24 protein-coding genes are annotated in these 21656 nt (G+C 49.7%); all 24 read left to right on the top strand.

The window, feature by feature from the left end:
- Positions 1–7 precede the first annotated feature (7 nt).
- The 24 genes from BLT15_RS01280 (at position 8) to murA (ending at position 21647) form a co-directional block, all read left to right on the top strand.
- Positions 8–853: a 3-hydroxybutyryl-CoA dehydrogenase gene (locus BLT15_RS01280; RefSeq protein WP_089758089.1), complete on the top strand. Its 846-nt coding sequence runs from the start codon at positions 8–10 to the stop codon at positions 851–853.
- 148 nt (positions 854–1001) lie between these two features.
- Positions 1002–1628: a hypothetical protein gene (locus BLT15_RS01275; protein WP_089757893.1), complete on the top strand. Its 627-nt coding sequence runs from the start codon at positions 1002–1004 to the stop codon at positions 1626–1628.
- A gap of 65 nt (positions 1629–1693) precedes the next feature.
- A complete protein-coding gene (locus BLT15_RS01270; protein ID WP_089757891.1) occupies positions 1694–2554 on the top strand; it encodes a class II fructose-1,6-bisphosphate aldolase in 861 nt (286 codons plus the stop codon).
- Between the two features lie 95 nt (positions 2555–2649).
- Positions 2650–3705, top strand: a complete 1056-nt coding sequence (locus BLT15_RS01265; RefSeq protein WP_089757889.1) for a sodium:calcium antiporter — start codon at positions 2650–2652, stop codon at positions 3703–3705.
- Positions 3706–3735: 30 nt separating this feature from the next.
- Positions 3736–4992 (top strand): transcription termination factor Rho, encoded by a 1257-nt coding sequence (rho, locus tag BLT15_RS01260; RefSeq protein WP_234985452.1) that lies wholly within the window; start codon positions 3736–3738, stop codon positions 4990–4992.
- Between the two features lie 107 nt (positions 4993–5099).
- A complete protein-coding gene (gene rpmE / locus BLT15_RS01255; protein ID WP_089757885.1) occupies positions 5100–5366 on the top strand; it encodes a 50S ribosomal protein L31 in 267 nt (88 codons plus the stop codon).
- A 182-nt stretch (positions 5367–5548) separates the two neighbouring features.
- Entirely contained in the window at positions 5549–6124 is a 576-nt protein-coding gene (locus BLT15_RS01250) for a thymidine kinase (RefSeq protein ID WP_089757883.1), read from the top strand.
- Positions 6125–6159: 35 nt separating this feature from the next.
- Positions 6160–7239 carry a peptide chain release factor 1 gene (gene prfA, locus BLT15_RS01245; protein ID WP_427854007.1) on the top strand — a complete coding sequence of 360 codons (1080 nt, stop codon included), beginning with the start codon at positions 6160–6162 and terminating at the stop codon, positions 7237–7239.
- A gap of 14 nt (positions 7240–7253) precedes the next feature.
- Positions 7254–8120 (top strand): peptide chain release factor N(5)-glutamine methyltransferase, encoded by an 867-nt coding sequence (gene prmC / locus BLT15_RS01240; RefSeq protein WP_089757881.1) that lies wholly within the window; start codon positions 7254–7256, stop codon positions 8118–8120.
- A 31-nt stretch (positions 8121–8151) separates the two neighbouring features.
- Complete coding sequence (locus BLT15_RS01235; RefSeq protein WP_200769663.1) at positions 8152–9282, top strand: L-threonylcarbamoyladenylate synthase; 1131 nt, start codon at positions 8152–8154, stop codon at positions 9280–9282.
- 39 nt (positions 9283–9321) lie between these two features.
- Positions 9322–10275, top strand: coding sequence for a ribose 5-phosphate isomerase B (rpiB, locus tag BLT15_RS13715; protein ID WP_089757879.1), 954 nt, complete (start codon positions 9322–9324; stop codon positions 10273–10275).
- Positions 10275–10904 carry a uracil phosphoribosyltransferase gene (gene upp, locus BLT15_RS01225; RefSeq protein ID WP_089757877.1) on the top strand — a complete coding sequence of 210 codons (630 nt, stop codon included), beginning with the start codon at positions 10275–10277 and terminating at the stop codon, positions 10902–10904. Before rpiB ends, upp begins: the two co-directional genes overlap by 1 nt.
- A gap of 71 nt (positions 10905–10975) precedes the next feature.
- Entirely contained in the window at positions 10976–12043 is a 1068-nt protein-coding gene (locus tag BLT15_RS01220; RefSeq protein WP_089757875.1) for an MraY family glycosyltransferase, read from the top strand.
- Positions 12044–12222: 179 nt separating this feature from the next.
- Complete coding sequence (locus BLT15_RS01215) at positions 12223–12447, top strand: AtpZ/AtpI family protein (RefSeq protein WP_089757873.1); 225 nt, start codon at positions 12223–12225, stop codon at positions 12445–12447.
- On the top strand, positions 12440–12979 hold the full coding sequence (locus BLT15_RS01210) for a hypothetical protein (RefSeq protein WP_089757871.1): 540 nt from the start codon (positions 12440–12442) through the stop codon (positions 12977–12979). Before BLT15_RS01215 ends, BLT15_RS01210 begins: the two co-directional genes overlap by 8 nt.
- Before the next feature lie 19 nt (positions 12980–12998).
- Complete coding sequence (gene atpB / locus BLT15_RS01205; RefSeq protein ID WP_089757869.1) at positions 12999–13658, top strand: F0F1 ATP synthase subunit A; 660 nt, start codon at positions 12999–13001, stop codon at positions 13656–13658.
- Positions 13659–13776: 118 nt separating this feature from the next.
- Positions 13777–14040, top strand: a complete 264-nt coding sequence (gene atpE / locus BLT15_RS01200; protein WP_089757867.1) for an ATP synthase F0 subunit C — start codon at positions 13777–13779, stop codon at positions 14038–14040.
- 176 nt (positions 14041–14216) lie between these two features.
- On the top strand, positions 14217–14717 hold the full coding sequence (gene atpF / locus BLT15_RS01195) for a F0F1 ATP synthase subunit B (RefSeq protein WP_089757865.1): 501 nt from the start codon (positions 14217–14219) through the stop codon (positions 14715–14717).
- Positions 14714–15277 carry an ATP synthase F1 subunit delta gene (gene atpH, locus BLT15_RS01190; protein WP_089757863.1) on the top strand — a complete coding sequence of 188 codons (564 nt, stop codon included), beginning with the start codon at positions 14714–14716 and terminating at the stop codon, positions 15275–15277. Before atpF ends, atpH begins: the two co-directional genes overlap by 4 nt.
- Before the next feature lie 3 nt (positions 15278–15280).
- Positions 15281–16846 (top strand): F0F1 ATP synthase subunit alpha, encoded by a 1566-nt coding sequence (gene atpA / locus BLT15_RS01185; protein ID WP_089757861.1) that lies wholly within the window; start codon positions 15281–15283, stop codon positions 16844–16846.
- Between the two features lie 60 nt (positions 16847–16906).
- A complete protein-coding gene (atpG, locus tag BLT15_RS01180) occupies positions 16907–17812 on the top strand; it encodes an ATP synthase F1 subunit gamma (protein WP_089757858.1) in 906 nt (301 codons plus the stop codon).
- A gap of 39 nt (positions 17813–17851) precedes the next feature.
- Positions 17852–19273, top strand: a complete 1422-nt coding sequence (atpD, locus tag BLT15_RS01175) for a F0F1 ATP synthase subunit beta (RefSeq protein WP_234985451.1) — start codon at positions 17852–17854, stop codon at positions 19271–19273.
- A 6-nt stretch (positions 19274–19279) separates the two neighbouring features.
- Complete coding sequence (locus BLT15_RS01170) at positions 19280–19711, top strand: F0F1 ATP synthase subunit epsilon (protein WP_089757855.1); 432 nt, start codon at positions 19280–19282, stop codon at positions 19709–19711.
- Between the two features lie 658 nt (positions 19712–20369).
- Positions 20370–21647, top strand: a complete 1278-nt coding sequence (gene murA / locus BLT15_RS01165; protein ID WP_089757853.1) for a UDP-N-acetylglucosamine 1-carboxyvinyltransferase — start codon at positions 20370–20372, stop codon at positions 21645–21647.
- Positions 21648–21656: the final 9 nt, after the last annotated feature.

Raw genomic sequence — 21656 nt, 5'->3', positions numbered from 1 at the left:
TATGGAAATGAGCAGGATTGGAGTTGTGGGAGCCGGGACGATGGGCAGCGGTATAGCTCAGCATCTGGCTGCGGCCGGCTGTGATGTGGTGCTGCATGATATCAAGATGCAATTTCTGGAAGATGCCGGAGAGCACATCGAACAATCTTTGAACAAGCTGGTGGAAAAAGATCGTCTGAGCTCTGAAAATAAGGATGAGATTCTTGATTCAATAGAGACCACAACCGATCTCAAACTCATGAAGGATAGAGAGCTTATCATCGAAGCTGCTTCTGAGAAGAAAGATATCAAAGAGAAAATTTTTCAGGATCTGGACACCATCTGTCCCCCTGAAACCATTTTAGCATCCAATACCTCAGCTCTCAGTATAACCGAGCTGGCATCTATGACTGATCGACCGGAAAAAATGATGGGAGTTCATTTTTTCAATCCGGTTCCCATCATGGAACTGGTTGAATGTGTAGAGGGCCTTACCACTGAAGACAGTGTTTTTTCCAGGGTCTGCAGTTTTATGAGTGACACAGGCAAGGAAGTTGTGGAAGTGCGTGAGTCTCCCGGATTTATAGTAAATAGAATTTTAATCCCTATGATCAATGAGGCCGCTTTTATGCTGCAAAATCAGGTGGCGGAAGCAGCCGATATCGATAAAGCCATGCGCAAGGGAGCCAACCATCCCATGGGCCCGCTGGCGCTGGGGGATTTGATCGGCCTCGATGTATGTCTTTCGATCATGGAGACTCTGCACGAAGAATTTGGCGATGATAAATATCGGCCCTGCCCGCTGATAAAGAAAAAGGTTAGGGCCGGGCAGCTGGGACGTAAAAGCGGTCAGGGATTTTACGTCTACGATTAAATTTTGCTGACGGCAGTTAATTTGCCGCTGGAACAGAGGAATTTTACCCTCTGTGCAGAATAATTAGGTATAGGGGAGGTGCGGAATCTGCCTGAATGCCAGGTGATTTAACAATCGGTTTTGAACCCGCTGCAGATTCTAAAAAATTATGCTTATAGAAAAGAAATCATCACTCCTCATACGCTGTTCTTCCTGCGGCAGATTGGAGATAAACCAGGTCAATATTTTTCAGCTTTCCGGAAACCGAAAGCTTAAGTACCGCTGCCAGTGCGGGGTCGAAAAGATCAGTATCAGTCGGGAGGGCGGCTCGATAATACTTCTGCCTTACTGTCTGGTCTGCGACTGTCGTCACAGGCTGGAAATTCCCGAGCAGTCTTTTTGGGGCAGAGAAGGAGCCAGAGATTTGAGCTGTCCTCGTTCGGGTCTGCAGCTGGGATGCTGCGGCAGTTATGTCAAACTCAAGCACAGGGTCGATCGTCAGCAGCAGGAGCTTGAGCTTTTGGCCGATGGACTCGGGTTCGACGATTTTGAAAATCCCGAAGCCATGCTGACTGTGCTCGATGTACTGCACGATTTTGCCGCCGCCGGTCGCATTATCTGTGAGTGCGGTAATTTTGACATAAATATCGAACTGGACTCTGAACGGGTAACTCTGACCTGCAGTTTTTGTGGAGCTCTGTTGAGCGTCCCTGCTGCCGGCGAGGCCGATGTCAGCTGGCTCAGGAATCAGGAGGACCTGGAATTGTCTTCCAGCCATTATGATCTCACACGATAACTATCAACTGCTAATAAGAAGAACCTTATCTGAAATAATAAAATTGATAACAGGAGTGTGTTAATATGCTTTCACAGCTGGTACCGATGGCAGAAATTCTGGAAGCAGCCGATGAAGAGGGTTATGCAGTCGGGGGGTTTAATGTTAACAATCTCGAATCACTTCAGGCCATAGTAAAAGCGGCCGAGGAAGAAAATTCTCCTCTCATTTTGGCCACGAGTGAAGGTGCCATAAGTTATATGGGGATCGATCACGTGGTGGGTATGGTCGAAGGTTTTCTGAAAAATACCGGGCTGCCGGCAGCTCTGCATCTGGATCATGGAGGCAGTTTCGAAGCCGCTATGCGCTGCATTAGAAAAGGATGGTCTTCAGTGATGATAGATGCTTCTAAAGAACCTTTTGAGGAGAATATAGCTCAAACAAAAGAAGTGGTTAAAGCTGCTCACAGCGTAGGAGTCAGCGTCGAGGCTGAACTCGGTAAACTGGTGGGAACTGAAGACGATGTCACAGTTACGGAAAAAGAGGCGGCCATGACTGACCCCGAAGAGGCAGCCGAATTTGTCGAACGTACCGGTGTCGATTGTCTGGCTGTGGCTATAGGAACCGCCCATGGAGTTTATAAAGGAGAACCTGATCTCGATTTTGAGAGGCTGGAGAAAATCAATAACAATGTCGATATACCTCTGGTCTTACATGGAGCATCGGGAGTTCCCAGCGCCGATGTCGAAAAATCAATAGATCTGGGGATCCGCAAGGTAAATGTTAATACCGCTTTCCAGCAGGCTTTCACCGCCAGGGTCAGAGAGCTTTTTGATGAGGATCCCGATCTTTACGATCCACGCAAATACTGTGGTCCGGCCCGGGATGCCATGGCTGAAAAAGTTAAAGAAAAAATCCATACTTTCGGCAGCCAGAACAAAGCCTGACAGATAATCTATCATTTTGGTGATTGATCAGTAAATAAACCGCCGGCCTTCCGGATTAAATTCGGGAGGCCGGTGGAAATTTATCGGTCCTGCAGGTGATTTATTTGCTGTTAACTGTTGAACTTCTGGTTGTGATTCTGCTGATTGCTCTGTCGGGTCATTATCTGGTCTTATCGGTGGAAAATATTGCTGATAAAGTCGGATTCAGCCAGATGTTGACCTGTATGATAATTCTGGCAGCTGTTACCTCGCTGCCTGAGCTGGCAACCACGGTCACAGCGGTGAGGCTCGAAGCTATAGAATCTGGACTGGCCGGCCTTTTGGGCAGTAATCTTTTCAATTTTACCCTGCTGGCTCTTCTCGACCTTGGGCAGGGGCCTGGCTTTCTGCTTCTCAGCCTGTCTTTTTCGCACCTGCTCGTCGGTTTCATATCAATTATGATGAGCAGCTCGCTGGGAATATTCTTCACATTGTATTTGCTCACCGCAGCTATTCCCCTACAATTTCGCTTTGCTCCCGAAAGTTTTGTGCTCTTCGCGATATTTTTGTCCGGCCTGAAAATGATATATAATTTTGAAAAAAGCATCAATAATGAAAATAAAGTTGAAAATTTTGATATTGATTTCGAGGAAATGGAAAATATTGTTCCTTTCCCCGGGGAGGGCGCGGCCGCCCGGGAGAGAGAATCTTCTGTGGGACAGTATATGATCCTGCTGACTTCGGCAGCTGTAATCATATTGTCGGGCATCAGGCTCGGATATTTGAGCGATCGGCTGGTATTGATGACCGGTATGGGCAGCACCTTTATAGGAGCCGGCCTGGTTGCGGTAATAACTTCGCTCCCCGAGCTCAGCGCGTCAGCTTCTGCGGCTGGACGCGATCATCCCGAAATGGCGGCGGCGATAATTATGGGCAGCAGTATGATCAATCTGGTTTTACCAGCTGTTGTAGATGGATTTTATTATTCGAGTATGCTGGCAGCTGACCCGTTCCACAATCTCATTTTGATTTTTGTCACCGTAATCATGACGGTTCTGCTTTTGTCTGGTTTGTTTTATCGTACCCGGCACAGTTTATTACATATAGGGTTCTCTCCAGCTCTGATTTTGATTCTTTATGTAGGAACTCTCTGGCTGCTGCTTTATCTTTGAATCATGAAAAATTTAAGGAGGCGTTCAGGCTTGCATATTTCTGAACTGGAAAATATGACTATATCCGAGCTGCATGAGCTTGCCAAGGAAAAATCAATAGAGGGTTATTCCAGCATGCGAAAGAAGGATCTCATCTTCGCCCTGCTCGAGCAGGAGACGGAAAAAGGGGGGAATATCTTTGCGGAAGGGGTGTTAGAAGTTATCGAAAATGAGGGTTATGGTTTCATCCGGCCCTCCAAATATCTTCCTTCCAGCGATGATATCTATATCTCGGCTTCGCAGATTCGCAGATTTGACCTCAGAACCGGCGATGTAGTTTCAGGCCAGGTTCGTGAGCCGAAAAACAACGAGAGGTATTTTGCACTTTTAAGGATTGAGGCCATCAACTATCAAAACCCGGAAAGAGCCCGCGATAGGGCTTATTTTGAAGATCTAACCCCGCTCTATCCTCAAAAGAAGATCAAACTTGAGCGCAGCTCCAGCGATGTCTCCACCCGACTTCTGGATCTGATAGCTCCCGTGGGGCTGGGTCAGCGCGGATTGATAGTTTCTCCGCCAAAAGCCGGTAAGACCGTGCTGTTAAAAAAGATAGCCAACAGCGTCAGCAACAACCACCCCGCAGCCCGGATGATGATTTTGCTCATCGATGAGAGGCCGGAAGAAGTAACCGATATGGATCGTTCTGTTGACGCTGAGGTGATAAGTTCAACCTTTGACCGTCCTGCAGATGATCATATCCAGGTTGCCCAGCTGGCCCTGGCCAAGGCCAAACGCCTGGTGGAACAAAATCATGATGTGGTGGTGCTTCTGGACAGCATAACCCGGCTGGCCCGGGCAGCCAATGTAACCACTTCTCCCAGCGGCCGCACCTTGTCCGGGGGACTGGATCCTACCGCCATGCATTTCCCCAAAAGCTTTTTTGGAGCAGGCCGCAATATCGAAGAAGGGGGCAGCCTGACTGTGCTGGCAACAGCACTTATAGATACTGGAAGCCGGATGGATGATGTTATTTACGAGGAATTTAAAGGTACGGGCAATATGGAGCTGCATCTGGATAGAAGGCTGGCCCAGCAGCGAATATTTCCGGCCATCGATATTCACCTTTCCGGCACCCGCAAGGAGGAACTTCTTCTGAATGAGCAGGAGCTTGAGGTCATCTGGAAGCTCCGCCGTCAAACCAAGTCGATGGACAAGGCTGAAGTTTTGCAGACGATGATCACGCAAATAAACAATACCGATGATAATCAGGAGCTTCTGGAAGTTCTGGAGCAAATCTTCTCGGATTGAGCTGTTTGCAAGAGCAATATCGCTGTGATATAATCTGAATGACTGGATGAGTGCTGAAAAATTTGACTAAACGAATAAAATTATCGACATAGAAAGAGGTGATCGCAGTGAAGGAGGAAATACATCCGGAGACTACCGATACCGTCATAACCTGTGCCTGTGGTGAAGAATATCAGACTGAATCCACCGGTGATGATATGAGGGTTGAGGTGTGCTCTAACTGTCATCCCTTCTACACAGGCAAGCAGCGGCAGACAGCCCGGGGCAGTCGGGTTGAGCAGTTCAACCGCAAATACGGAAGGGACAGCAGCGAGGAAGAATCCGGAGAAACCGATCAAAACGAAATGGAAGCATCCGAAGAAGCAGAAGAATAAAAAGCTCACTGATGGCGGCAGGGCTTCCTTGAGGGGCTCTGCTTTTTTTATGGAATTGAATCGATATTAACGGCAGTATTTGTATCCTGAGATTTATCACCTATTGATATTTTATTCCCCTGCACCAGCAGGGGAGAGTTTATTTCAGGACCGTATATTATTTGAGGAGGATCAGGGATTCAATGTATGAGATCAGCAACAGCGGCTGGATAGAAATCATAACCGGACCTATGTACTGCGGCAAGAGCGAGGAGTTGATTCGCCGGCTTCGCAGAGTCAGTTTTGCCGATCAGCAGATCAGAGTTTTTAAGCCCGCCCTCGATAATCGTTTTAGCGAAGGAAATCTGGTATCCCATAATGGAGCTAGTTTTGAAGCGGTGCCCGTCGATCATCCCGGGGAGATTGTCTCGCGGCTGGATAAAGGAGTCGAAGTTGTGGGGATCGATGAGATTCAATTTTTTCCCGGCGAGATAATCGAGATATGTGAAAAACTGGCCGGCCAGGATACCCGGGTCATTACGGCCGGACTCGATCGTGATTTCCGCGGTGAGCCTTTCGGACCGGTGCCGGAGCTCATGGCCAGAGCGGAGTACGTCGATAAACTTCATGCTATCTGTGTGCAGTGTGGAGAACCTGCCAGCCGTACTCAGCGCCTTATTGATGGTGAGCCAGCCCGTTATGATGATCCGGTAATTATGGTGGGAGCGGATGAAGTTTACGAGGCGCGCTGCCGTTCCTGTCATGAGGTTGGCGGTTAAACATTATGAGCAAAGTTTGAGAGGTGTAATATTTTATGATGAAGCAGGAAGTTTTAGATAGACTTGATGAGCTCAAGGATAAATATGAGGATCTCAATCAAAAAATTGGCGATCCTGAGATCATGAATAACAGTGAGAAATATCAAAAGCTTCTCCAGGAGCATGCCTCCCTCAAAAAAATCATCGAAAAATATGAACGTTACCAGCAGCTGCGCGAGCAGAAGGAAGAAGCTGAGGAGATTCTGGAGATGAGCGATGATGAGGATATGCAGGAGCTGGCCCAATCCGAAATGGAAGAGGTTAGACCCGAGCTGGAAGAGCTGGAAGAAGAGCTGCCTATCATGCTTCTGCCTGATAATCCCGACGATGAGAAAGATGTCATCGTTGAAGTAAGGGCCGGGGCCGGCGGAGATGAGGCCGCTTTATTTGCTGCCGATTTATTCCGCATGTATACCCAGTATTCCGAGGATAGAAACTGGGAGGTCGAGACCATGTCCTCGAGCGAATCGGAAGTCGGAGGATTTAAAGAGATAATTTTCAGCGTTTCCGGCAATGATGCCTATAAGTATCTCAAATACGAAAGCGGTGTACACCGCGTACAGCGGGTTCCCTCCACCGAATCGAGCGGCAGAATTCACACATCCACCTCCACAGTGGCGGTGCTTCCCGAGGCAGAAGAGGTGGAGATAGAGCTGGATAAGAACGACCTGAGGATAGATTATTATCGTTCCAGCGGACCCGGAGGCCAGAGCGTGAACACCACCGATTCGGCCGTGCGCATAACCCATGAACCCACTGATATCACAGTTTCCTGTCAGGATGAAAAGTCTCAGCACAAAAATAAAGACAGGGCCATGAAGATTTTGAGAGCTCGTCTCAAAGAGGAGATGGAACGGAAAAAACGCCGCGAAAGAGAGGAAAAGCGCCGCAGTCAGGTGGGCTCCGGCGATCGCAGCGAAAAAATCAGAACCTATAACTTTCCTCAGGGCAGGGTCAGCGATCATCGTATAAATCTAACAATCCATCAGCTGGAGAGCGTGCTTGATGGGGAGCTCGATCAGCTGATAGAACCGCTTATAGAAGAGGATATGAAAAGAAGACTGGAAAATCTTTGAGCAGGAGTGAGGACATGGCCAGCAAAATTCGCGAGGTTCTGGACAGGGCAGATGATTTCCTGAACGATCATGGTGTCGATAACTCCCGGCTGGATGCGGAGGTTCTTCTGGCCGATCTGCTCTCGACCGAGCGTATAAAACTCTATGTAAATTACGATTATCCTCTGAACGATGAGGAGCTTTCCGCTTACCGCAGCCGGCTAAAAAAAAGAGCCCGGGGTGTTCCTATCAGCTATATAACCGGTCGGACGGAATTTATGTCCCTGGAATTTGAAATCGAACCGGGTGTTTTGATTCCCCGCCCCGAGACGGAGGAACTGGTGGAAGAAATTCTTGCCTTTTGCCGACAAAACGACTGGCAGCAGCTTAAGATAGTAGATCTGGGCACAGGCACCGGGGCGATAATGATAAGTCTGGTTAAATATCTGCCCGAAGCGAAAGCTATAGGAACCGATATTTCGACTGAAGCTGTAAAACTGGCCCGCCGCAATATAAAAAAGCATGATCTGGAAGAAAGAGCGGCAGCGCTGGCGGGCAACTGGGCAGCCCCCCTTTTACCTGAGAAGGAGGCCGGGGTTGATCTTGTTGTTTCCAACCCGCCCTACATACCGGAAGAAAAGATGGAAGAACTGCCCCGCAGGGTTCAGAAGGAGCCCCGCCGTGCTCTGGCAGCTGGTGAAGATGGTCTTTCCTGCTATCGCAAAATTTTACCACAGGCTGTTTCACTGCTTCGGCCAGAGGGACTTTTTGCTCTGGAAATAGGTCATGATCAGGGGGAGAGAATGAAGGAGATGACTGCCGAACAGGAGGGGCTCGGCGAACCCGAATTGAAACAGGATGGAGCCGGTCGGGACCGCATGATTTTTGTCCGCCGAAACTGAGAGCAGGTGACCATTAAATTCGAGAAAAGAGGTGAAAGGGATATTGCAGACCGAAGTTTTGGAAGTAGATACGGGCGTTTCTCCCGGGGAGCTGCTGGGGACTGAAGCAGTTAAGAAGGCGTCCAGTCTGCTTCAGAGGGGAGAGCTGGTTGCTTTTCCCACCGAGACGGTATATGGACTGGGAGCTAATGCACTGGATGAAAGGGCTGTGCGCGGTATATTTGCCGCCAAAGATAGACCTGAAGATAACCCGCTCATTGTTCATGTTTATAGCCGCGAGGAGTTGAATCGACTCACGCGGGGGACTGTGCCTTCGGCGGTAAGGCAGCTGACCGCCCGTTTCTGGCCGGGGCCTCTGACAGTGATACTGCCTCGCTCTGATGAAGTTCCGGGAGTCATCTGTGCCGGCCTTGATACAGTTGCGGTCAGAATGCCATCACATCCTGTAGCGCGAGCAATTTTGACCCGCTCCGGTCTGCCTGTGGCAGCTCCCAGCGCCAACAAATCGGGCCTGCCCAGTCCTACCCGGGCTGAACATGTTCTGGCCGATATGGAAGGCAGCATTCCGCTGATTTTAGACGGCGGCGAATGTCCGATCGGAGTGGAATCTACCGTGCTCGATATGACTTCAGAAATACCGAAAATTTTGCGCCCAGGTGGTATCTCTGCCTCCCGGCTCCGCGAGGCTCTGGGGCGGGACGCCGAAATTGAACGCTGTTATGACGTCACTCCAGAGGATAATTTACCCCGTTCGCCGGGCATGAAATACCGTCATTACGCTCCTTCTGCCAGGCTGGAACTGCTGGAGGAGGGCAGCCCGGAAGAGATCTGGAAGTATGCCGGTCGTCAGCGAGCTCACAGCGCTCTGCTGGTATCGAAAGCGACCGGTCAAAGCATAGCTGAAAGCGAAGATGTCGCGGTTTACAGCGATCCAGAACGGGGGGCAGATCAGCATATCAAACCCGTCATCATCGGCAGCGAGGAGAATATGCAGGAGATAGCTCACAATCTCTTCACCTATCTGCGCAGCCTGGATGATGAAGGAAGAAAACTGATCATGGTAGAAGCCATAAACGAGGAAGGACTGGGTGAAGCCATTATGAATAGACTTCGCAAAGCTGCCACTGAAATTATAAGTCTGGATCCCTCGCCGGAAAAATGATTTCAGGCAGAAGGGACTGCAGGGGGGCGAATAAATTCTATGAAGCAAATAATTCTGGTCTGCACAGGAAATACCTGCCGTAGTCCTATGGCTGTCGAACTTTTGAGAAAAAAATTTGCTGACGACTCCGATTACAGCTTTAGTTCCGCCGGTCTGACCGCCATCCGGGGAGGGAGGATGGACGAGAGAGCTAAAATGGCTCTGAAGAAAACAGGAATCGAGCCCGATGAACATTCCAGCAGACCCCTGGATAAAGACCTGGTAAAAAGATCTGATCTGATACTTACAATGACAGCCTCTCAGGCCCGGGAAATCAAAGAACGATATCCTCAAAAAGAGGAATATGTTTTCAGCCTGGGGGAATTTACGGAAGACGGGAGAGATGTGAACGATCCCTTCGGCGGCAGTCAGAGCACCTATGAAAAAACACGGGAACAGATGGAGAAGATGATGGAAGAGATTTCCAGCCGGCTGGCAGATTTTTTTACTGAAACGACAAAAACACCAAAAGAGGCTGGCAAATTTGATACCAGGAGTGATAGAATGGTTATAGCAGCAGGTTCTGATCACGCGGGATTTTCCCTCAAGGAAGAAATAATCGATTGGCTTGAGGAAGAAGGATATAAAGTGACCGATGTCGGGGTGGATCAGGAGAAAGAATCTGTTGATTATCCCGATTATGCATCCCGTGTAGCCGAAAAGGTGGCTGCCGGGGAAGCTCAACTGGGGCTTCTTATCTGCGGTACCGGCCTCGGTATGAGCATGACAGCCAACAAATACGCCGGGGTGAGGGCGGCCCGCTGTCATGATACCTATTCTGCCCGCATGGCCCGCAGCCATAATGATGCCAGTATATTGACCATGGGAGAAAGAGTGATAGGAACGGGCCTGGCCAAAGATGTGGTCAAAGCTTTTATATCGACTGATTTTTCCGGGGGAAGACACGCCCGCCGGGTGGACAAAATGGAGAATAAAGGGGAGATGAATGAATAATGGGTGAAGTATTTATATTTGACCATCCACTGATGAAACATAAACTCACGCTTTTGAGGGACAAAGATACCGGACCAAAAGAGTTCCGCGAACTGACAAATGAACTGGCCATGCTCATGGCCTACGAAGTTACCCGCGATATTCCGCTGGAGGAGGTCGAGATCGAAACTCCGCTGACGAGCACTAAATCTCCCAGAATAGCCGGCAAGAAGATAGGTGTGGTCCCTATTTTGAGGGCTGGTCTGGGTATGCTGGACGGCATTCTCCAGCTGATGCCTGCGGCGAGAGTGGGACACGTCGGGCTTTATCGCGATCCCGACACGCTGGAACCGGTCGAGTATTACTGCAAGCTCCCTCCCGATACCGAAAATCGTGACCTGCTGGTAATAGATCCGATGCTGGCTACAGGAGGATCGGCAACTGCTGCTATAGATGCCGTTAAGAGCAGAGGGGTTCGCAGTCTCAAATTTATGTGTCTGGTAGCCGCCCCTGAAGGCATCGAAAGAGTGCGCGAGGATCATGAGGATATTGATATTTATACCGCGGCCGTGGATGATCATCTCGACGATCATGCTTACATAGTTCCCGGGCTGGGTGACGCCGGTGATAGGCTTTACGGCACTAAATGATTTCGGATGCCGGACAGAAGCCGTCCGGCAGAAAATAAGCAGAATAAAATAGCAGAGGAGAAGTGGAGATTATGGCCTATCTCAGTGTTCTGCTGATTTCACTGGGAATTACATATCTGTTAACGCCGGCGGTGAGGGAGCTGGCGCACCGGCTGGAAGCGGTTGATGAACCTTCCCGCCGACGCATAAATATCCGTCGGGTTCCCAATCTCGGCGGTCTGGCTGTATACTTCGGTTTTACCCTGGCTCTTCTGCAGAGCCAGGGCGTCGGACGGGATGTTCGCGGTCTTTTAGTCGGCGGCAGCTTGATTTTGCTGCTGGGTACAGCGGATGATCTGCGACCGATTCCGCCCATGGGCAAATTTTTAGGACAGCTTCTGGCCGCTGCCGCTTTAATTCCTTTCGGCATCAGCATCGACTTCATTACCAACCCCCTGACCGGTGGTATGATCCATCTCGGGCTTTTGAGTATACCTTTTACCCTCCTCTGGGTGGTAAGCATCGTCAATGCAATTAATCTCATCGACGGACTGGACGGGCTGGCAGCCGGGATTTCTGCCATAGCCGCTGTCACCCTTTTTGCTGTGAGTCTGCAGGAGGGTCAGGCAGCCTCGGCTCTGATGATGCTGGCGCTGGGGGGCAGCACCCTGGCCTTTTTACGTTACAATTTTCATCCAGCCCAGATATTTCTGGGCGACGGTGGTTCGATGCTGCTGGGTTATCTGCTGGCAGCCATCTCTATTCTCGGGGCTTTAAAAAGCGCTGCAGCAGTAACAGTTCTGGTGCCTCTGCTGGTTCTGGGCATACCTATTTTTGATACTGTCTACGCCATTGTGCGCCGTTTTTATAACTCCCGTCCCATCTCCCAGGCTGATCACGGTCATCTCCACCACAGATTGCTGGCTCTGGGCTGGACACAGCGCCAGGTTGCTTTTATAGTTTATCTCATCAGCGTTTTTCTGGGAGTTCTGGCCGTGCTGGTCAACAGCCTCAAGTTTCACAGAGGCCTGCTTGTGATTTTGATAGCAGCCAGTTTTCTGATTTATGGGTTCTGGCGGCTTGGGGTGTTCTCGGTGGAAATTCCTCGCGACGGCAGAAAGCTATCCCGCGAGGGACGTCAGCAGGAAATGAATAAATAACAATCTGCAAATTGGCTGAATTTTAGTTATTTTACCAGCAAGGCAGGAATCAATAATGATATCCAGAAAAAAGTAGATTAGAAGCGGAATTTTGCTGGAATTATTTTCCGGCAGGTAGGATCATTTCTTTTCGCTCTGAAAATTCAAAAGCGAGCTCTATAAGGACTGAGAGCAGGATTATGGAAAAAAATGATTGGTCCAGGATTATAAGAGCCGCCGGACTGCTGAGTTATCTGGGACTTGTCATGATAGTTGCGATCGGGCTGGGATATTTTATAGGCTCATTTTTTGACGGTCTTCTCTCCTCAGAACCCTGGTTTTCCCTTCTCGGCCTGATTATCGGAGTTGGGGGCGGTTTTTATGGGGTCTATCAGATTATTACTGGAGTGATGGGGGATGAATGAAAATATCTTTGCCCGATCTCCGGCAGAGGTTGTTAAAGCATTAACAAAACGAACGCTTTTTGCCGGTTTCTGGATGATCGGAGCAGCTGTTATTTCCGGGAGGCTGGAGGCGGTTTTGGGTCTGATATTCGGCCTCAGTGTGGCCCTGCTGCTTTTCAGGCTCAAGCTCATACATAGCCGGCGGGCTCTGGAGATGGACAAAGAAGCCGCCCGCAGGTTTATTCGCAATAGAATGATAATCAATTATTTTATCTTTTTTGTGGTGCTGGCTGCAGCTGCCTGGCAGCCGAACTTGGATCTTCTGGCTGCGGCGCTGGGGCTGCTGCTGCTGAAATTCACCATAATATTCTCAGCAGTTATGGAGATGATCCGTTCTTTTATTCAGGAAAAACGGGAGAACTTCAGGATATCGCCGCTGGGTACTCTGCGCCGACATGAACTGGAAGAGGAATACGTAAACGAGAGTATTGCTGACAGCGAGGTTGGAGATTCACAGCAGGAAGACCTGCCGCACAAGCTGAAGAATCTCTAGCAGGAAAGGAGGTTTTTTGATGGATCCTGGTCCACAGGTGGTCACCCACCTATTCGGTCATGAAGCCTTGCCCATAACTCACACCCTTGTCTGGAGCTGGGCGGTCTGTATAGTCTTAATAGTGGGGGCCCGTATGGCCACCAGAGAGATGAAGATGGTGCCGTCCGGCCTGCAGAATCTGGGAGAGGCCATAGTGGAGTTGATATTAGGGCAGATAGAACCAATGATGCCGGGGCATGGGCGCCGCATGCTGCCGCTGATAGGCACTATATTTATTTATATCGGTCTTTCCAATCTGGTTGGATTTTTACCTGCGGTAGATAATCCCACAGCCGATTTGAATACGACGCTGTCACTGGGGCTTTTGGTCTTTGTGATAAGCCATTATGAGGGCATGAAGGTAAAGGGGCCTCTGGGTTATATAAAAAGTTTTGCCCATCCGACTATTATACTCTTTCCGCTCAACGTGGTCTCGGAATTGGCCAAACCGATCTCCCACTCCTTTCGTCTTTTCGGTAACATGGTGGGAGGCGGTATCATAGTCATGCTCATTTACCAGGCTGCTCCCTGGGTTTTACCAGTGCCGCTGCACGCCTGGTTTGATCTCTTTGTTGGTTCAGTTCAGGCCCTCATATTCGGAATGATAGCTATAGCTTATATAGCTGTGGCTCGGGCCTGATAACAATTAAACGAGGTTGAGAACTATTTGACCTGATTGAAGAAGCAGATTGTCAGAGTCGAGAAAAGATAATCAAATCACCAAACTATTCGCAAGTTTATAAAGGAGGTAGCAGAAAATGGTTGAATTAGCACCTGAATTTATGGAAACGATCATCACCGCTGCCGCGCTTTTGGGGGCCGGCTTTGCCATGATAGCCGGTATAGGTCCCGGTATCGGTCAGGGTTATGCAGCCGGTAAAGCTGTCGAGGCAGTCGGCCGTCAGCCCGAAGCCAGAGGAAACATAATCACCACCATGCTGCTCGGGCAGGCTGTCGCCGAGTCGACCGGTATCTATTCCCTGGTTATAGCTATAGTGCTGATCTTTACTATAGCTCTTTAAGTTTAAGCAGCGATCCCCCGGCCGGAAATTTTTCCGGCCGGAGTGCTGTTTTATCGCAGCCGGAGAACCGGAATGATTTAATTATTTATGGAATCAGCTGAAGCAGCTTTGAAGGAGATATAAGAGCAGAACGTAGAAATAGCCGTTACTTATACATCTCAGGAGGTGAGCGCGGTTTGATTGATCTGAATACGACCTTTATCTGGCAGCTGGTAAACTTTTTTGTGCTGCTGTATTTGCTCCGCAAGTTCCTCTACGGTCCCGTTACCGAGATGCTCGATAAGCGCTCGAGCAAGATAGAAAGCGACCTGGAGGAAGCCCGCCGTCAGAAAGAAGAGGCGAAGGAGCTGAAAGAACAGCGCCAGCAGCAGCTCAAAGAAGCCCGCCAGAAAGCTCAGAAAATCATAAATGAAGCTGAAGAGCGCGGTGAAGAGAGGGCTGAAGAGATCATAAACGATGCCGAAGAGGAAGCTGCACGCATAAAAGAAAGGCGCATGGCCGAGATAGAACAGGCCCGCCAGGAGGCAGCCGACGAGCTGCGGCGGGAGGTTTCGAGCATCTCGCTGCAGGTAGCAGGCAAATTTTTACAGCAGGAGCTGGATAGAGAGGACCAGGAAAAGATAATTGAAAGCTATCTGGAAGAGCTGGATGAAGTTCAGCTCGGTGAGCTCGGATGATAGAGAACGAAGTAGCCCGCAAATACGGACAGGCAGTTTTCGAGCTGGCTCAGGAAGAAGGCGAGCTGGAACAGGTCGCCGAAGACCTGAAGATGCTGCGCGAGACTGTATCCGAGGTTAGAGATTTTAAAAACCTTCTTTATCATCCCCGCATAAATGATGAAAAGAAAAAAGAGGTCTTCCTGGATATCGTCGGCGATGAGATAAGCGATATCACCAGGGATTTCTGCCAGCTGCTGATCGATAAGAGGAGAATCAGATTTCTTCATCATATCGTTCGTGACTTCGAAAAAAGACATAACCAAGCTGAAAAGATACTGGAGGTTGAGCTCAGTTCGGCCATAGAGCTGCCCGAGGAACTGGAGAACAGAATCCGTGTCAGACTCTCCGACATTACCGGTTACAATATCGAACTGGAGACAGAGGTTGATGAAGATATAATCGGCGGATTTCAGATAACAGTTGGCGATAGAATAATAGATGGCAGCATCCAGGGCGAGCTGGAGAAAATTCAAAAACAGCTGGAACAAATTCCTGTAAGCAAACTAGGGGTGGAATGAATTATGAATATAAGACCTGAAGAAATCAGTTCGATTATAAAAAAAGAGATCGAGAATTATGGAGCAGAACTGGAAACTGTCGGCGTGGGGACTGTGCTCGATGTGGGCGATGGAATTGCCCATGTTTATGGTCTGGAAGACTGCATGTCGATGGAACTGGTCGAATTTCCCGGTGAAATTTTCGGTATGGCCCTTAATCTGGAAGAAGATAACGTCGGGGTCGTCATTCTGGGAGAGGAGACAGCTATTGATGAAGGCGATGAAGTTCGCAGAACGGGCCGGGTAGTAGAGGTACCCGTCGGTGAGAATCTGCTGGGCCGGGTGGTTAATCCGCTGGGTGAGCCGCTGGACGGCCAGGGTCAGATCGAAACCGAGGGCACCCGACCTGCTGAATTCAAAGCTCCCGGTGTTGTCACCCGTGAGCCGGTAAAAACTCCGCTGCAGACCGGTCTTAAATCTATAGATTCGATGATCCCCATAGGCCGCGGACAGCGTGAGCTGATAATCGGCGACCGTCAGACCGGTAAGACTGCTATCGCGGTCGATACCATAATCAATCAGCGTGACACCAACGTAAAATGCGTATACGTAGCCATAGGACAGAAGGCATCTGACGTAGCCCAGCTGCGAGAGAGGCTGGCTGCCGAAGGCGCACTCGAGCACACCATCATAGTGGCGGCAACCGCCAGCGAACCCGCTCCCCTGAAGTACATAGCTCCCTATGCGGGCTGTGCCATGGGCGAGCATTTCATGTACGAAAACGGCGATGATGTGCTGGTCTGCTATGATGACCTATCCAAACACGCCGACGCATACCGCGCCATGTCGCTGCTTCTGCGCCGTCCTCCCGGACGTGAAGCTTATCCTGGAGATGTCTTTTATCTTCACTCGCGTCTTCTGGAGCGAGCAGCCAAACTCAATCCGGATTATGGCGGCGGCTCGCTGACGGCTCTGCCCATCATCGAAACACAGGCCGGTGACGTTTCCGCCTATATACCGACCAATGTTATTTCGATAACTGATGGTCAGATATATTTAGAAAGCGAATTGTTCTTCTCGGGCGTTCGCCCGGCTATAAACGTCGGTACTTCTGTATCGCGAGTTGGTGGCGATGCTCAAATAAAGGCCATGAAGGATGTAGCCGGTACTCTGCGGCTTGATCTTTCTCAGTATCGCGAGCTGGAAGCTTTTGCACAATTCGGCTCCGATCTGGATGAATCGACCCAGCAGCGCCTGGCTCGCGGTGAAAGGATAGTTGAAATCCTCACTCAGGATGAGAACGATCCCATGCCGGTTGAGGAGCAGATAGTTATTCTCTTTGCCGTGGTTGAAGGTTATCTCGATGACATCCCCGTCGACAATTTAGATCGTTTTGAGGCCGAATATCTTTCCTTCATGCGCTCGAGCTACAATGATCTCCTGGAAAATATTGTCGACACAGGGGAGATGACTGATGAAATAGAAGAAAGACTGATAGAGACGATACAGGAGTTCAAAGAAAGTTTCTCCATAGAGGAAAAAAGCCTCGTCGACAGAGGTGAGGAGGAAGAGGAGCCCGAGCGCGAGTAAGGGTGATAAAGACCTGAAAGCTGCAGACAGTCACAGAGTTTATGAGAGGTGGTTTAACCCATGGAAACGATGCGCGATATCGAAAGGCGCATAGATACTGTTGAAAATACCAAGCAGATTACCCGGGCGATGAAGATGGTTGCGTCGGCCAAATTGAGGCGGGCCCAGGAAAAGGCCGTACAATCTCGACCTTTTTTCAATCGTACCAGAGAAGTTCTGGTCGATATAGTCCATAATACCGATGAAACGGCCGAGCATCCGCTCTTAGAACCCACCGAAGGTGATAGTGAGCTTTATATGCTGGTGACTTCGGACCGCGGCCTCTGCGGTTCCTATAATACTAAAGTTATCAGACGGTTTAATGCTTTAGCCAGCAGAGGAGATCAGCTGGTGGTTCTGGGGCGTACAGGCTATCGCACCTTTCGGCGCCAGGAGTACGAGATAGCAGCCGATTATGTCGATCTTGACGATTATCCCAGTTTTTGGTTTGCCCGCCGTGTTACAGATCGGGTGATAGATCTGTATTTGAGCGAAAATATCGACAGGGTGCATCTGATCTACACTCATTTTGAATCGGCTTTAAGCCAGAGTGTGCGTGATATCTCACTGCTGCCAGCCGATATACCGACCGAAAAAGAAGAAGCCAGGGTGGCAGAGGAAGAAGAGTTGATAGAGCAGGAGCAGGAAAGGCCGGAGGAGAAAAGCGGAGCCAGCTATCTTTATGAGCCGACAATTCCCGAAGTTCTGGACACCATTTTACCGCAGTATCTCAACAATGTTCTCTATTCGGCTATACTCGAGTCCAAAGCCAGCGAATTTGGTTCACGGATGACAGCCATGGACAATGCTACTGAAAACGCGGAAGAGATGATCGATGAACTGACTCTATCTTATAACAGGGCCCGTCAGGAACAGATAACCAAAGAGATCACCGAGATAGTCAGCGGTGCTGAGGCCCTGCAGTGATAAAATTTAAGCTGAATGTCAATCAAAGGAGGAATTGGCGTGACTGAAGCGAATGATGAGCAAACAACCGGAAGAGTAGTTCAGGTAATCAGTGCGGTTGTCGACGCCGAGTTTCCACCGGGTGAGCTTCCGGACATCCATAACGCCGTCAGGATTGTGGATGAGGAAAAAGATATAGATCTGACCTGCGAGGTTATGCAGCAGCTCGGCGATAATCGTGTCCGAACTGTAGCCATGGACAACACTCACGGTCTGGTGCGGGGTATGAAAGTCGTCAATGAAGGCGAGCCCATCTCCGTTCCCGTGGGCGAAGAAGTGCTGGGACGGATTTTCAATGTGCTGGGTGATACGATCGATGATGCCGGGCCGGTGGAAGCAGAAGAAACTAAATCCATTCACCGCGACCCGCCTACCTATGAGGAACAGTCGACCTCTACCGAAATTTTTGAGACCGGAATCAAGGTTGTCGACCTTCTGGCTCCCTATGCTGAAGGAGGTAAGGTTGGCCTCTTCGGCGGAGCTGGAGTCGGCAAGACTGTGTTGATTCAGGAACTAATAAACAATATAGCCATCGAACACGGTGGACTTTCCGTCTTTTCCGGAGTCGGAGAGAGAACCAGAGAGGGTAATGATCTCTGGCGGGAGTTTCAGGAAGCAGATATACTCGATAAAGTCGCCCTGGTCTTCGGTCAGATGAACGAGCCCCCGGGAGCGAGGATGCGTGTCGGCCTCTCCGGATTGACCATGGCCGAACATTTCCGGGATGAGTTTGGTCAGGATGTTCTGCTCTTTATCGACAATATATTTCGTTTCATTCAGGCCGGTCAGGAGGTTTCCGCGCTTCTGGGCAGGATGCCTTCAGAGGTGGGTTATCAGCCCACGCTGGCTCAGGATGTCGGTGCTCTTCAGGAACGCATAACTTCGACCGAGCAGGGTTCGATCACCTCGGTTCAGGCCATATATGTGCCGGCCGATGACCTGACTGATCCCGCTCCGGCAACGACTTTTGCCCACCTGGATTCGACTACAGTTCTGAGCAGGCAGCGGGCTGAACAGGGACTTTATCCGGCGGTAGACCCGCTCGATTCGACCTCCTCAATCCTCGATCCCAGAATTGTCGGCGAGGACCATTATGAGACCGCCCGTGAGGTACAGGAGGTTCTGCAGCGATATGAGGACCTGCAGGATATCATAGCTATTCTGGGTATGGAAGAGCTTTCCGAAGAGGATCGAATCGTTGTCAACCGGGCCCGCCGGCTCGAGCGTTTTCTCTCGCAGCCTTTCAACGTAGCCGAGCAGTTTACCAATATTCCGGGTGCATACGTCACCATAGAGGAGTCGATACGCGGCTGTCGCGAAATTCTCGATGGCAAACATGATGACCTGCCCGAAGAAGCTTTCTATATGATAGGCAGCATCGACGATGCTGTGGAGAAAGCTAAAGAAGTCGGAAGCGGGTGATAAATAATGCCTGCCAAAATCAGACTTGAGGTTATCACCCCTGAGCGGGTTGTCTTTGACGATGACATCGAGATGCTGGTCGCCCGGGCCATCGACGGAGATATCGGCATAATGGCAGGTCACACGCCGATGGTTACGGCTTTAGAGATAGGTGTTATGGAGATAAAGACGGGCGAAGAGGAGATACCTGTTCCCATAAGCGATGGGTTTATGGAAGTCAAGTCCGAGAAGATAAACGTTATAGTTCGCACGGCCGAACTCCCCAAAGAGATAGATGTGGAAAGAGCCCGGCGTGCTAAAGAGCGGGCCCAGAGGCGCCTGCGCGAAGAAAAAAGCCGTATTGACGAGGCCAGAGCTGAGGCTGCCCTGGAAAGAGCTAAAGCCCGCTTGAGAGCTGCAGAAGACAGACAGAGAGCTATGAGCTACTCCGAGGAATAATTGATTTGAATTCGAGTGGACTGGAGATTTAAAACCGGATGTTTAATTACCCCCCCCGCTCAATCGGGGGGTTGCTTCATTTTTGGTTTTTTTTAGGTTCTTCTTGAGTCCAGCAGGATGAACCCATTTTTTCTTCTATTTACCTCCCTGAAATCTCTGCTATTTTTCAACAATCAGCAATAATCCCTATTTCTTCCTGTTATCAGCGGCCGAAAACTAAACTTAAACAGAGGAAAAATTTCATCGTGAACGAAGCTTTATACCCTCCAGTGCAGCCAAATAAGGTTTTTGACACACCTATTTTCCAGCTGAAGACAGGAAGATCCTGATTTCTCTTCACTTTTTTTCTTTTTCCTTACCGCTGCTTTTAATGCTAATTTTGTACCTATCGGCTATCGGGGATGAAAAAACCCTTCCGTCTATGGTATAATGTTTTTCAAGTGTGTAAAAAGCTTCGGTCTGCGGCCAAATAGATCGAAGTATGAGAGAGGAATTCAGTCTTGAGTCGAGAATTTAATTTTAATAGCGTGAACCATTTTGATCTACTTTGAGGTTGTTTTCTGAGTCTGTTTTCTGAGTCTAATTTAGAAACTGAAGAGCCGGACTGCAAAAATGTAAAAATTTGAAACCTATAAAAGCAGAGAAAGGAGAATTTCCGGTGGATAAATTTCATATAGAGCAGAGTCCTTCCCTTTCGGGCAGGGTGAGGATAAGCGGTGCTAAAAACGCGGCTTTGCCCATAATAGCAGCCGCTTTGCTGCCCGATTCTCCCTGTCGCTTAAAAGAAATCCCTGCACTCAACGATGTGAAAAATTTAGCCAGAATAGTCGAGTGCATGGGTGCGGAGGTAGAGTATGAAGAGAGCAGTATGACGATCGATCCCCGTACTCTTGATTGCTTTGAGGCTGATCCTGAACTGGCAAGTCAGCTGAGAGCTTCATATTACATACTGGGTGTCATGCTGGCCAGAGAGGGCAGAGCCTGTACCAGTCTGCCGGGCGGCTGCCGCATAGGCAGCAGGCCTATAGACCTTCATCTGAAAGGGTTTAAAGCTCTGGGGGCTGAGGTCAGCATCGAGGAGGGCTGTGTTGAAGTATGGACCGAAAACGGCCTGACCGGAGGAGATATTTATCTCGATTATCCCAGTGTGGGAGCCACCATCAATATCATGCTGGCCGCCTCTCGGGCCGAAGGTAAAACCACTATAGAGAACGCCGCCCGGGAGCCGGAGATTGTCGATCTGGCCAACTTTTTGACCGTGATGGGAGCAGGTATTAAAGGCGTGGGAACAGATGTAATCAGGATTGAAGGTGTGGATGAAATGCAGGGGGTTGAACATGAGATAATCCCCGACCGCATCGAGGCAGGCACCTATATCATTGCCGGGGCCCTGGCCGGGGAAGATGTATTTGTCGAGAATGTGCTCGATGAACATCTAAAGCCTCTTCTGGCCAAACTCAGGGAGATGGGTGTCGAGCTGGAACAGGATATTTCCGGAGTGCGCGTGGCCAGACCGAAAAAGTTGAGATCAGTGGATGTAAAGACATTTCCCTATCCCGGCTTCCCCACCGATCTTCAGGCGCAGATGATGGTGCTTTTAACTCAGGCTGAGAGCAGCAGTGTTGTGACCGAAACGGTCTGGGAGGATAGATTTTCTCACGTCGATGAATTGAATAAAATGGGGGCCAGCATCCAGCTAGATGATAATTCTGCTCTGATAAATCCCAGCAGCCTGAAAGGGGCTGAAGTGACAGCGCCCGATCTCAGAGCCGGGGCAGCTTTGATGCTGGCCGGCCTGATCGCTGATGGCGAGACAATGATCGATGAGGTAGATCATATCCGCCGCGGCTACGAGAATATAATTGAAAAGATTTCCGGGCTGGGCGGCAGAATAAAACAGGTCCGGGACCGAAAAAACCAGGTTACTACCGCATGAGGAGGAAAA

The sequence above is a fragment of the Halarsenatibacter silvermanii genome, from assembly GCF_900103135.1.
In the GTDB taxonomy this organism is placed as follows: Bacteria; Bacillota; Halanaerobiia; order Halanaerobiales; family Halarsenatibacteraceae; genus Halarsenatibacter; species Halarsenatibacter silvermanii.
This window is presented reverse-complemented; position numbering and strand designations above follow the sequence as displayed.

Coding starts and splice junctions, on each gene's coding strand:
- atpE (WP_089757867.1), top strand. CDS start 13,777: ATGGTTGAATTAGCACCTGAATTTATGGAAACGATCATCACCGCTGCC.
- BLT15_RS01210 (WP_089757871.1), top strand. CDS start 12,440: ATGAATGAAAATATCTTTGCCCGATCTCCGGCAGAGGTTGTTAAAGCA.
- prfA (WP_427854007.1), top strand. CDS start 6,160: ATGATGAAGCAGGAAGTTTTAGATAGACTTGATGAGCTCAAGGATAAA.
- BLT15_RS01215 (WP_089757873.1), top strand. CDS start 12,223: ATGGAAAAAAATGATTGGTCCAGGATTATAAGAGCCGCCGGACTGCTG.
- BLT15_RS01250 (WP_089757883.1), top strand. CDS start 5,549: ATGTATGAGATCAGCAACAGCGGCTGGATAGAAATCATAACCGGACCT.
- atpG (WP_089757858.1), top strand. CDS start 16,907: ATGGAAACGATGCGCGATATCGAAAGGCGCATAGATACTGTTGAAAAT.
- rpiB (WP_089757879.1), top strand. CDS start 9,322: ATGAAGCAAATAATTCTGGTCTGCACAGGAAATACCTGCCGTAGTCCT.
- atpB (WP_089757869.1), top strand. CDS start 12,999: ATGGATCCTGGTCCACAGGTGGTCACCCACCTATTCGGTCATGAAGCC.
- BLT15_RS01220 (WP_089757875.1), top strand. CDS start 10,976: ATGGCCTATCTCAGTGTTCTGCTGATTTCACTGGGAATTACATATCTG.
- prmC (WP_089757881.1), top strand. CDS start 7,254: ATGGCCAGCAAAATTCGCGAGGTTCTGGACAGGGCAGATGATTTCCTG.
- atpA (WP_089757861.1), top strand. CDS start 15,281: ATGAATATAAGACCTGAAGAAATCAGTTCGATTATAAAAAAAGAGATC.
- BLT15_RS01170 (WP_089757855.1), top strand. CDS start 19,280: ATGCCTGCCAAAATCAGACTTGAGGTTATCACCCCTGAGCGGGTTGTC.
- atpH (WP_089757863.1), top strand. CDS start 14,714: ATGATAGAGAACGAAGTAGCCCGCAAATACGGACAGGCAGTTTTCGAG.
- BLT15_RS01270 (WP_089757891.1), top strand. CDS start 1,694: ATGCTTTCACAGCTGGTACCGATGGCAGAAATTCTGGAAGCAGCCGAT.
- BLT15_RS01280 (WP_089758089.1), top strand. CDS start 8: ATGAGCAGGATTGGAGTTGTGGGAGCCGGGACGATGGGCAGCGGTATA.
- BLT15_RS01275 (WP_089757893.1), top strand. CDS start 1,002: ATGCTTATAGAAAAGAAATCATCACTCCTCATACGCTGTTCTTCCTGC.
- upp (WP_089757877.1), top strand. CDS start 10,275: ATGGGTGAAGTATTTATATTTGACCATCCACTGATGAAACATAAACTC.